The organism is Flavobacterium sp. UBA4197 (genome assembly GCF_002379575.1).
GTDB classification, from domain to species: Bacteria; Bacteroidota; Bacteroidia; order Flavobacteriales; family Flavobacteriaceae; genus Flavobacterium; species Flavobacterium inviolabile.
In genome coordinates this window covers 44,183-55,731 of sequence record NZ_DFUB01000025.1, presented here as the reverse complement: position 1 = coordinate 55,731, position 11,549 = coordinate 44,183, and the positions used below count along the sequence as shown (strand labels likewise).

The 11,549-nt window shown below is 41.4% G+C and carries 9 protein-coding genes; 2 read left to right on the top strand and 7 right to left on the bottom strand.

Features of this window, described 5'->3' with window-relative positions; all coding sequences use genetic code 11:
- Positions 1–102: 102 nt before the first annotated feature.
- From B3394_RS14225 to B3394_RS14210, 4 genes are all read right to left on the bottom strand, one after another.
- Positions 103–1,719, bottom strand: coding sequence for a DUF4139 domain-containing protein (locus B3394_RS14225; protein ID WP_286925668.1), 1,617 nt, complete (start codon positions 1,717–1,719; stop codon positions 103–105).
- 39 nt (positions 1,720–1,758) lie between these two features.
- On the bottom strand, positions 1,759–2,904 hold the full coding sequence (locus tag B3394_RS14220; RefSeq protein WP_286925667.1) for a VWA domain-containing protein: 1,146 nt from the start codon (positions 2,902–2,904) through the stop codon (positions 1,759–1,761).
- A 4-nt stretch (positions 2,905–2,908) separates the two neighbouring features.
- Positions 2,909–4,213 (bottom strand): hypothetical protein, encoded by a 1,305-nt coding sequence (locus B3394_RS14215; RefSeq protein WP_286925666.1) that lies wholly within the window; start codon positions 4,211–4,213, stop codon positions 2,909–2,911.
- A 105-nt stretch (positions 4,214–4,318) separates the two neighbouring features.
- Positions 4,319–5,284: an SIMPL domain-containing protein gene (locus B3394_RS14210; RefSeq protein ID WP_286925665.1), complete on the bottom strand. Its 966-nt coding sequence runs from the start codon at positions 5,282–5,284 to the stop codon at positions 4,319–4,321.
- Between the two features lie 150 nt (positions 5,285–5,434).
- Between B3394_RS14210 and B3394_RS14205 the strand changes: the two genes are divergently transcribed.
- Positions 5,435–7,255, top strand: coding sequence for a tetratricopeptide repeat-containing sensor histidine kinase (locus tag B3394_RS14205; protein WP_286925664.1), 1,821 nt, complete (start codon positions 5,435–5,437; stop codon positions 7,253–7,255).
- Entirely contained in the window at positions 7,255–8,007 is a 753-nt protein-coding gene (locus B3394_RS14200; RefSeq protein WP_286925670.1) for a LytR/AlgR family response regulator transcription factor, read from the top strand. Before B3394_RS14205 ends, B3394_RS14200 begins: the two co-directional genes overlap by 1 nt.
- Positions 8,008–8,009: 2 nt before the next feature.
- Here the strand turns inward: B3394_RS14200 and B3394_RS14195 are convergent, their stop codons facing one another.
- The 3 genes from B3394_RS14195 to B3394_RS14185 form a co-directional block, all read right to left on the bottom strand.
- A complete protein-coding gene (locus B3394_RS14195; RefSeq protein ID WP_286925663.1) occupies positions 8,010–9,968 on the bottom strand; it encodes a transglycosylase domain-containing protein in 1,959 nt (652 codons plus the stop codon).
- Positions 9,969–10,087: 119 nt separating this feature from the next.
- Entirely contained in the window at positions 10,088–10,630 is a 543-nt protein-coding gene (locus B3394_RS14190; RefSeq protein WP_177731232.1) for a YbhB/YbcL family Raf kinase inhibitor-like protein, read from the bottom strand.
- A 72-nt stretch (positions 10,631–10,702) separates the two neighbouring features.
- Positions 10,703–11,548: a helix-turn-helix domain-containing protein gene (locus B3394_RS14185; protein WP_273246029.1), complete on the bottom strand. Its 846-nt coding sequence runs from the start codon at positions 11,546–11,548 to the stop codon at positions 10,703–10,705.
- Between the last annotated feature and the right edge of the window lies 1 nt (position 11,549).

Below are 11,549 nucleotides of genomic sequence, written 5' to 3'. Positions count from 1 at the left end.
AAAAAGTAAAAGAATTTACGTTCGACGAACCGGATTATAAACAGCTTCTTAAACAAATAAAATAGCTTAAAAAACAAAGCCCCTCAATTGAGGGGCTTTTGATTAAAGATTGCTCATTACTTTATCTTTCGGATATTTTACCACATAACTGATGCGGATTTTTTTGGTCTCATTCGGTTTTAAATTGAGCTCCCATGTTAGCAAACCACTTTCGGTATTAACTTTAGCACCGTCTTTTTGTTTGAGTTCAATCTCAATTTCCTTGTCGGTACTTAACGGATACTGGTCTTCCAGTTTCATGACAATCGCTTCTTTTTTATTGTTGCGGATCGTAATGTCGTACGTAAATGTCTGCTCTTTTTTAGAGGACAGGAATTTGGTGCCGGATTTATCGGTTATTTTTTCTCTGGTAATAGACACTTTTTTATCACGTCCCATACTCAGGTTTAACGTGTCGGCCGTTTGTCCCGGGTTGATAACGGTTTTGCCCACATACATGCCTTCAAAAATAATATTCGCTTCTCCTTTTAACAGGTTGTATTTGCCATAATCGGTAATCTCTGCCAGCAGGAATGATTCTTTGTCAAATTTCGGTGCCGCATAATATTTATAAGTAGCCGGCAATTGGATCTCTTTTAAGGCCACGCTGTGTACTTTGCCGTTCGATAAAATATCATACGGAATATCAATGTCAAAAGAAATATTCAGCTGGTTCTCGTTGATCAAGGTGTAATCGGAAACAGAACTGGCCGCTGCAATCCCGGAAGCTTTACCTCTTAGACTGGGAGCACTGGTTACCACAACTTCCTGTAATTCCTTACGGGCATAGTCAGCATTGTTGTATAGCGGTTGCTGGTACGCTAAAAACCACGGTCTGATTGTTGGCGCCAGGTTGTTCTGGTTTGGCATACCGCTGGAAAGCGTTAATTTTACTTTTTTCCAGTCTACTCCTGTATTTTGAACAATCTGTGCCTTGTACATCATGTTTATAGGCGAGGTTACATTATCGGCTCTCAGGTCATAAAAAGGAACCCAGCGTGCATTATTGGTCAGGTAAGAAATTTCAAGCGGAATGTTTCCTGCTGTCTGATTCATGACCTGTAAAACCAGTTTCCCGCTTGCATTTTTCTCTTCCTTATTGGTGTTAATTTCCAGCTTACTGTTAAGTTTCGTTAGCAGCGCATTGAGGTTTTTCTCTTTTTCGGTAATCGCATTTACAGAATTGCTGATCTCTGTTCGCTTTGATTTGTAATACTCTACCATTTTCATTAATTCAGACACGTTTAACCCGGAATTCTGGCCGTAAATCTGCTGGTTTTTATCCAGCATCTCAATCGTCTTGATTTCTGAAGTTTTAATGTTGGCAAGCCTCTCCAGATCTTTCTGAACCAGTTTGATACTGTCCCTTACTTTTTTAATAGCTGGTGAACTTTCGTCCAGATCGTATTCGGAGATATAATCATTGGTAAATTGCGTAGACAAAACGGTTACGGTTGAAGGAGCACCTATTTGTACGGAATTTTCATTCAGGTAATTGGCGATGTTTTTAATGACAATCTCATGGGTTCCGGCAGGAATATTCACGGTCGCCGATTGTGCAATTTCGGCTGCGTTAAAATATACTGTTACGTCTTTTACTTTGGCGGTGGTAAATACCGGTTTTTGCGCCAGCGCAATACCGGGAATGGCAAATAATAAGGTGATGATGAACTTTTTCATTGTCAATATTTTTATGATGATAAATATAGGATTTTACTTTTATTTCTCGACAGTATATCCTTTTGCTTTGGCATAGGCCGTAATGGAACTATTAATGGCATTTCCTAAATCGTCCTGCGATTTTGTTTTTTTATTTTCGGTATCAATATACTCCTGGCGTTTTTTAGCAAGCTGTGCGATTTCCTGCTGGATGCTCTCGCGTTCCTTCGTTTTTGCCTCAATAAGAGTTTTTAGTTCTGCCTTGCTTTTGTTTTGCAATTCTTTGGGCAGTTCTTCTTTCCTGATTTTGGCGATGGCATCTTTGTCTTCTTTTACCTTGTCAACCAGATCCCAGCTTTCGTTTTTATAAATGGCTTTCGATTTGCTAACGGCACGTTCGGCATAGTTGGCAGCCGATACGCTTTCGGCATTTTTATCCTGTACTTCCTGATTCCTCTTTTTTGCCTGCCCGCTGGCGCCATAACCAATATAAGTAGCATTGATACGACTGCTGCAATCGGCTATTTTGGCGTCATAAGGAGTCAGAATGTACTGCACTGCCAGGTTGGAGTTGATATTGAAATATTTCCCTTTTCCTGTTTCGGCACCGTTTTTCCATAAGGAGCTGATACCTTCGTCATAATCACCACAGAAAATAGCGTTCACATAAATGTCCTTTTTTAACGCATCACTAATCGCTTCCTTATAAGAAATACTGCCCTGATCAAAAGCCTCATTTCCGGCAATATAAATAAGCTTCATGCTGTTAGTGTCGGTCTTCCATTGCAATTGTCTGGTCGCGTCCTGAATAACGGCGCCGCAATATTCAGCACCGCCGTTTGTACGTAAGGAAAACAGTTTTTCCGAAATCAGGTCCAGATCTGTCGAGAGCGGTGTCACCTGGCGGATATAATTAGCGGTCTGGGACAACCCGTTGTTGCCGTATTCGTACAGCGCAATTTCAATATCGGGTGTTTTGCCATTGTATTTTAAAGTAGTCAGTGTGTTAACGATATTCCAGAGGCAGGATTTAGCCTGGTCGATCAAGCCATCCATGCTATTGGAAGTATCCAGCAAAAGTGCTACCTGAATTTTGGTGTTGTCTGCTTTATGAATTGCCACCGTTTGCGGATTAACAGTCGTTGCGGTATGGGCAAACGAAAAAATGGTTGCCAGAAGTGCTGCGGTTATGAATGTCGTTTTCATGATATTATTGCTGTAATAATTTAATATCGTTTTCTATCGTCAGGATCAAAAGACAGGTTGCAGTACAGAAAACCGGACTGGTAATGCAGTGATGCCCGTTCCAGCTTCCGTTTTGGTTTTGGATTTTTAGAATTTTCCCGCCCACATTATCATACCAGTTTTTCCAGTCGCTGTCTTTTTTAACCAGCATGGATTCCCCGGTTTGTAAAAAGCTCATGAATTCTTCGCCGCCATTGTTGCCAAAACCGTTCATTACCTGGTTGTCCATTGCCTGTACTTTTGCAGCTTTATAAACCTTAGCTGCTGCTGCATAAGAAAGTGCTTTATCCTTATTAACCCCTATTTTTTCAAGATTCTGGGTGTTTAGTTCCGCCTTTTTGCTGATTTTACCTTCGGCTTTGGCTTTTTCAAATAATTCTTCGGCTTCTTTGGCTTCCGAAGCACTGCCTCTCACCGAACTGCTCACGGCATATAGCACGATTCCGGCACCGTCTTCTGTTTTAGCGGTATTGTTTTCGGCATCATAATTACCTTTCTGGTAATTCCGGGCGGCAGCCATTTTATCCGGGTCTACTTTTATATTCTTGTTTTTGGAAGCCTGCTCCAAAGCAGCATTGGCAAAAGAAGACTGTAAAACACCTGCCCAGCCGGCACCGGAAACTTTTCCGTTTGCATCGTATGATTTCTCGATTTTGCCAACACAAATCTGGATGGCATTTTCTACCCGTTTGGTCAGCGCTTTATCGGATACTGTAGGAACCAGCTGGTTCAGGAACTGTAAGGTTAAAACGGCATCAATGTTTGCTCCTAATTTTTGCTGGATCTGAGTGCCGCGAACCGGAGTTATGAATTCTTTATTTTTATTTTCTTCAACCTGATGCAGTAAATAATTCAAAGCCGCCGTTAGCTGTTGTTTGTACCTTCCTTTCTCAATACTAAAACCCATCCGGTACAGACTCATCGCAGCCATGGCTGTTGTTGCCGGGTCGGAACTAACGGCATGCGGATTCATTTCGCCCTGGTTGCTGTGGGAACCGGCGCCCCAGCCGCCGTCTTTGTTTTGTGCTTCCGCTAGCCATTTTTCCCCTTTGTCAAGACTGACCTTTAGTCCGGAAGCATTTTTGTAAACCGAATACCGGTCTACCGGCTGTTCTCCCATAACCGACATGAAAACGCAGGGTTTTTCCGGTGTTGCGGTTTTGATGATCGGTGTAATCAATCCCGTATCGGGAGTGTTTTCAACTTTTAAGGCAACTCCCGTTAGCAGAACAGAAGCGGTCAATGCTATTACAATGTTTTCAGCTTTCATGTTTTTTGATTTTAAGATTACAGTTCAAAAGTATCAAGAGTAATCATGCGTTTTTTTCAGAATGGGTGAAACGGTATTTTAACTTGGTGAAAGGCCCGTTTGGGATTAATGGGTTTGTTTTGAGGTATTCAGATTCAGGGTTTTCAAATCACCGTTAGGCGTAATCAGTATAAACTCCTTGTCTGTTTTTGAAGCCGGTTTCTTTTCCCGGTTAATGGCCATTTTGATTTCATATTGCACCTGGATTACCGGTTCGAGTACCGTAGCATTAATGACAAAATCAAATTCCTTGTTGAACACCGGCTGGTAGAATAGCGTAGTGGATTTACTGGCCTGGTTGATATTGGCGGCTCTCTTTAAGTTAAGCGAAGAACTGTTATAGGCTTCGTAGGATTTATACATTTCCACGGGTAATGTCACACTGTATCCGTCGGCAATCTTTTTCTCCACATTGCCGAAAGTCTCTCCCAGCAGCAGCTCATAGTTTTTAACCTTTTCCTGAACCAGCAGCTTTGCCCTGTTCATCATTTCTTTTTTAATGGTTTCCAGAGTGCTGGAAAAATAATCCACTCTAACCAGGTCATAAACCTCATGGTTGGACAATATGCTGATAAAATCATTCAGCTGATTCGGATCGGAATATTTGATATGAATGTTCTTTTTCAGTTCAAAACCTGCCGGTATTTCATTGTAGGTTTTCCGGCTAAAGATTTTTTTCTCGACTTCATATTCATAAACGGGAACAAAAGAAATCATGTCTACAAAGGTTTCGACACCTTTTTTAAGCCTGATCTCCGCGAGGGACTGTGCAATCCGTTTGTCGATTAACTCGTTTACCTCCTGAGTGGTTTTGCCCGTTTGGGTGGTGCTGAAAATAGCCACATAGGCATCCGCTTTTACATTGGCAAGGCCTTTAACACTCACCATAACATCGGCATTGGAAGGAAAACTAATGTTGATCGCATTGTCGGTAAAACGTACCTGGTTCTGATAATTGATATTCCCGGAAACCTGTCCGGCAGCTAATTGGCATAGGATTAGCATGACAAAAAGAGTAAAAGATTTTTTCATGATTGCGGTTTTAATTGTACGGGACAAATCTATTGATCGAAAAAACGTACTTTTGGTAGAAAGGGTGAACCGGTCTTTTGACTTGGTGAAAAGTATAGGAAAGCAATTTGAAATGAAGTTACTTTACACTCTGAAAATAACTTATTTGTAATGCGTATTTTATCAATTGGTTTCGGACTTCTTCTTTTAGTGTTGCTGTTTCCGCAGGGAATAACGGCGCAGCAGGTTTCTACTGTAAATGCTAAAAAAAGTGCCAATGCCAAAATCAGCAAAGCAGCCGAAGAACTATCCAATTCACTGAATGAAAACGATGAGGTAAAAATTGCCGGCAGTTATGAAAAACTGGCGCAGGAATTTATTGATATAGCCGATTATACCAAAGGGGAGGAATACCTCAAAAAAGCATTGGAAAGCTATACCAGACTTAACCGGAAACCGGATCTGGCAAGAGTGACCCGAAGCCTGGCGCGGGTTCAGGAAAATCAGAGTAAATATAAGGATGCGATCCAGAACTACCAGATTGCCGGTGAAATCGCCACGGAAAAAAATCAGGAACTGGTTAATCAGAGTGATGCCAAACGACTAAAAAGTGCTGCGAATCCTGCGGCACAATACAATTATGTTAATGCCAAGATCCAGTTGCTTGAAAAAGAAAGCCGCAAAGAAGAAGTCGCGGATGCGTATGTGCAGAAAGCGGAAATGAATTTGCAGCAAAAAGATAAGGCGGAAGCGATTGAAAGTTACAACCAGGCAATTTCCTTTGCGAAAGACAAACCGGAAACGGTAATCAAGTTAAAAAATGAAATAGCCAAAGTGTACACGGCCGACAACCAGTTTGACGCAGCACTCGGAATCTCGGAAAAACTACTGAAAGAAGCCCGGTCTAAAAAAGATTTTGATACCGAAATAGCCCAATTGCAGTCGATCGCAACAATCTATTTTAAAAAGAAAGAGCCGGAAAAAGCGGTAGCGCAGCTAAAAGCAGCTTATGAACTGGCCACACGGCAAGGTAAAACGGATGAGGTTAAAAAAAGCCTTTCCCAACTGCTGGATTACTATAAAAAAACAGGAAAAGACAAAGAAAGCATTCTGCTGTACGAACAGTTCTTCCGGAATTTTGAAAAACTTATTCATGCCGACAGCTCACTGGCGGATACCAAAAACTTCCAGGTGACAGAAGAAAAAATCCGGCAGCTTGAAAAGGAAAAAGTTTTAAAGGATGAACTGATCGCAAAGAAAAACACCTTTAACTATTTCCTGATCGGTTCGATTGTACTGTTGTTAGTGTTTTTCGGATTGATCATAAAAGCACTGTATGCTATTAAAACCAAGAATAAGGAAATTGCGCTGCAGTCGCTGCGCCGGGAAATGAACCCGCATTTTATTTTTAACAGTCTGAACAGTGTGAACCAGTTTATTTCGCAAAACCGGGAACTGGAAGCCAATAAATACCTGACGTCCTATTCGAACCTGATGCGGAACATGATGGAAAATTCCAATAAGGATTTTATTGCTTTGGGCAGTGAAGTCGAACAGCTTCGGAAATATCTGGATCTGGAACACATGCGTTTTGAAGATCAGTTTGACTACCAGATCACGGTGGATGACAATCTGGATGCCGAAACGATTTTGATCCCAAACATGATCATCCAGCCGCATCTTGAAAATGCAATCTGGCACGGACTGCGCTATAAAGAAGGAAAAGGATTGCTACAGCTTGGGTTTTACCTGAAAAACGGTACTGTAAGCGTGGTAATTGACGACAACGGTATCGGGTTAACTAAAAGTCAGGAACTCAAAACCAAAAACCAGAAAGTACACCAGTCCAGAGGGCTGACAAATACCAAAGAGCGGATCAGTTTGCTGAACGAACTGTATAAAAAAGAGATCACGCTATCGCTGCAGGAAAAACCGGAACCGGAAACCGGAACGATAGTAGTAATTAATTTTCCATTGATTGAAAGAATATGATGACTTTGCAAAAAATAAAAAGTGTTATCGTTGAAGACGAGTCGGCGGCAAGGGAAGTGCTTAAAAATTACCTGAGCAAATACTGTCCGCAGATTGAAGTTGTCGGGGAAGCCCAGAATATCAAAGAAGCCGTTCCGCTGCTTCATGAAATACGGCCGCAATTGGTTTTCCTGGATGTGGAAATGCCCTTCGGAAATGCTTTTGATGTATTGGAAGCCTGTAAAGAACTGCAGTTTGAAACCATTTTTGTCACTGCTTTTTCCGAGTATTCGTTAAAAGCACTCAATCAGAGTGCGGCGTATTATTTGCTGAAACCCATCAGTATTGAAGAACTGATCGTAGCGGTTAACAAAGTACAGCTGCAATTGCTCAATCAGGAGATCTTTAACCGCAACAAAATCATTGTGGAAAATTTCAGGGAACCCAATCCGGAACGGCAGCAGGTTATTCTGCCCACGCTGGAAGGCTTTGAAGTGGCTAAAATGGAAGACATTGTCCGGCTGCGCGGGAACGGTAATTTTACCGATCTGTATTTACAGGATGGCAGTAAAAAAATGGTGTGCCGTTTTTTAAAACACTTTTCAGAGATTCTTCCTTTTCCGTTTTTACGGGTACACAAATCCCATATTATCAATGTGAACTTTGTGAAATCATACCACAAAGGAACAGGCGGTTATGTTACCTTGTTTGACGGTTCGGAAGTGGAAATCTCGCCTACTTACAAAGAGGAATTCCTTAAAAACTTCAAATAGATCTAGTAAACGATTTCCTTTATAAAAAGAGAATCGACAGGAATGCTGTCCTGTACTTTCAATTTCAGGAAAGAACGGGAACGTCCGGTTATCGTAAAAGGCATTTTGTAGCCAATGGTGTCTTCAGATTGCAAAACACCTCTGCGCAGCATCAGGTTCGTCAGGAAATTCTGGTGCTGGTTTGCAAAACCTTTCAAATGACCTTCGTTGTCAAACTGCCACATAAACTTTTTCGGTTTGGGAACAATACTCGCCAGGAACAAACATTCTTTAAGAGTCAGATCGGCCGGTCTTTTCTGGAAGTAAAATTGTGCGGCTTCACCAATTCCGTATACATTCGGTCCCCATTCGATCACATTGAAATAGACTTCGAGCATACGCTGTTTGCTGGCAATGCGGTTGTTCTCCAGGATATAAACCAAAAGGATTTCCTCCAGTTTTCGCGACAATGTTTTTTCACGGGTCAGGAATACATTTTTAACCAGCTGCATACTGATGGTGCTGGCACCGCGGGCAAATTTTTTCGTACGGATATTTTTAACGATCGACTGTTTGAAGGCTTCGTTTATAAAGCCGCGATGGGACATAAACGAAGGATCTTCCGATGTCAGAACACTTTTTTGCAGATAAGGAGATATCTGGTCTAAAGGTGTAAAATTTGGATTGGAAGGGCCAACGACTATCGGGCGCTGCGGTACGCCGTTTTCCATAGCCCGATAGGTGAAAACACCATTTAGTTTGGCTAAATCGGCTTCTCCGTATTTGGTTATTTTCAGGTTCTCTTTGTTCAGCCTGCTGTCGAAAACAAGGGCATTCGGATTGTTTTTGTTGAACTGGAAATTCAGGTTATAATCAAAACTGCCTTCGGCTTCCATTCCTTCAAAATGGGTAAACAGCCCTTTTGGTAGTGAGGTGATAAAATCCTGGGCTTTCATTTTTGGAATAGCGACACGCAAAGTATATACCGTGTCTTTTTCGGTGTTATATTCCATAAACGGCTGCACTTTTATAGCGTTTAGCTGCGCCCGGGAACTACTGTCGATAGCTACGAAATCACTTCCGAAGAGAAAGCGGTAATCCAGCCTCGCTTTTTCGATGACGACATCTTTTTTAGCAATTCTCGGATGATTGATCGTAAAATTGGTAATGGAAGTAAAACCGTCTACGTGTAGCTCGTTTCCTTCCATTTTTATTTTCTGTACATTCACGTGGATGCTGTCGAAACTTGACAGCAAATGGAAGCGCTCGTCTATATAGGGAACTTTTATTTTGGACGTGTCGCTGTTAAAGAAACGCAGGTCGGCCGTTTTGTTTCTCGGATCGGCAAGACCTTTTATCTTCCAGTTCTGTGAGAAAGTATTGGTCTGTACGGCTATGGAAGTTTGCAGCTGTTTTTCTTTCAGATCCAATTCGTTCATGTGCATGGTTACCTTTCTGCCCATATCGTCCATGCGTAACGAAAGATTTTGCAAGCGCATATTTGTGGGAACCAGATTGAGGGCTTTTGTGAGCAATCGGTAGGCGAGTTTCGCGTAATTTCTTTTTTCGTTATCGTTTTTGTCCTCTTTTTCTTTTTTGAGGAAGGCATCAAAATTGCGGCCGTTTTTGTTTTTAACCAGTTGGATAAAACCGTTATTCATTTCCAGTTGCTGCAATTGAATATCACCGGTTAATAATTGGAAAAGGCTGACTTTGGTTTTTATTTTTTCAACAGCGAGCAGGGTGTCCGCTTTTTTGGGAACTAAAACAATGTTTTGAAGGGACACGCCGGTAAGGCCGTCAAAAGAAGCTTCTTTTATCGTCAGGACACAATTGTATTCCGTGTCCAGTTTGGCTTCTGCTTTGGTAATTGCTTTCTGTAAAAGGGTATTACGAAAGATAAAAAGACCGGTAAATACGAGGGCAAAAAATAAAATAAAGCCTATAGAAAAGCGTATGATTTTTTGTCTTCTTGTGCTCATGCTTCTTCTTGTTTGTACAAAAATAGACTTTTTTAGAAAACCCGTTTTATAATACTATAGAAGAAAATGTTAATATCGTATAGTTTAGCAGAGGAAGTTACTCCTCTGCTGTTTATTTGCTAACGGTTGTAATAAGCGGTTATCGTTGTTTTGGCAAGGGTATTGCTGTTGATGTAAAAACCTGCAATTGACGGATTGGTGTTTTTGTCCAGACCTAATGAAGCTGTTTTAAGGGCAAAAACAGTGATCTCATATTTATGCGGTTTGTCACCAACCGGCGGACACGGGCCTCCGTAGCCATAACTTCCGTAATCGTTGGTGCTTTGTATGGCTTCTTTGGGAAGCAGCAGCTTTGTAATATCGCCCGCTCCGGTTTTGATTTCTTTTGTGGTAGCAGGAAGATCAAACAGCACCCAGTGCGTCCAGCCTCTGCCGGTTGGAGCATCCGGATCATACATGATTACGGCAAAACTTTTGGTTCCTTCCGGGGCATTTTCCCAATGAAGTTCGGGGGAACGATTTTCTCCGGTACAGCCAAAACCGTTAAAAACCTGTTTTTGGGTTGCCTGTCCCTGTAAATCGGTACTTTTTAAAGTAAAGGTTTGTGCGCTTGCCGAAAGCGATAACAAAAGGCTTGCTGCGATGACATAAAGTGTTTTCATAAGAATTATTTTATGTCAAAAGTAGTACGGACAGCTCTGTTAGCGCTATTTCCAAAAGACGTAAAAGTGTTGCTAAACGTCCAATTTTTTATACTGATACTGTTTCGGGGTCTGTCCGAATTTTTGTTTGAAGGCCTGGATAAAGCTGGATAAGCTCTGGTAACCGGTTTCAAGATATAGGTCATTTGCCCTGTATTCTGCCTGTAGGAGCTTTTGGGCGGCTGTTTCCAGTCGCTTTTCCTGCATCCACTTGATCGGGGAATTGTGGTAGATGGTTTTGAAATGGCGTTTGAAAGTTGAAACACTCATGTTGCACAAAAAAGCAAGCTCGCTGACTTCAAGGTTGTTGTCTAAGTTATTGTGGACGATTTCCTGTATTTTTAGCTGCTGGCTTTTGTTTTGATTTTCCAGTAAATCGGCAACAGACAATCCTTTATTCTGAATAAAATAGAGCAGGATCTCTTCCATTTTTACTTTTTTTGCCAACACATCTGCCGGGTCTATGTATGAAATGGATTTGAGAAAGTGCAGTATATATTCGTCGATGTCGCCTTTTAGTACAGCCGGTTGCTGCTGCGTTTTTGGAGCGGCTAATTGCGGGTATTTAAAGATAAATTCTGCCAGGAAATTATTGTCGAAAAATAAAAGCTGACTGCTGTATTCGTTTTCTAAAGTTGTCTTTTCGGACATCAAATAGTTTCCGGACTTCATAAACACATACTGCATGGATTCAATATGCTCTTTATAGTTTTCGTTATAAAGCTGTTTTTGTCCCTTAAATAAAAAGCTGAACGTATTGTCTTTTAAAATAATCCTGCTTTTTTCGCATTCACTTGTGGTGTGGTAATGATGCAGAAAAATACCGTCATTTGCGACAGGGTTTTTAAAAAAATCATCGGGTAGCAGGTATTGTTCCATG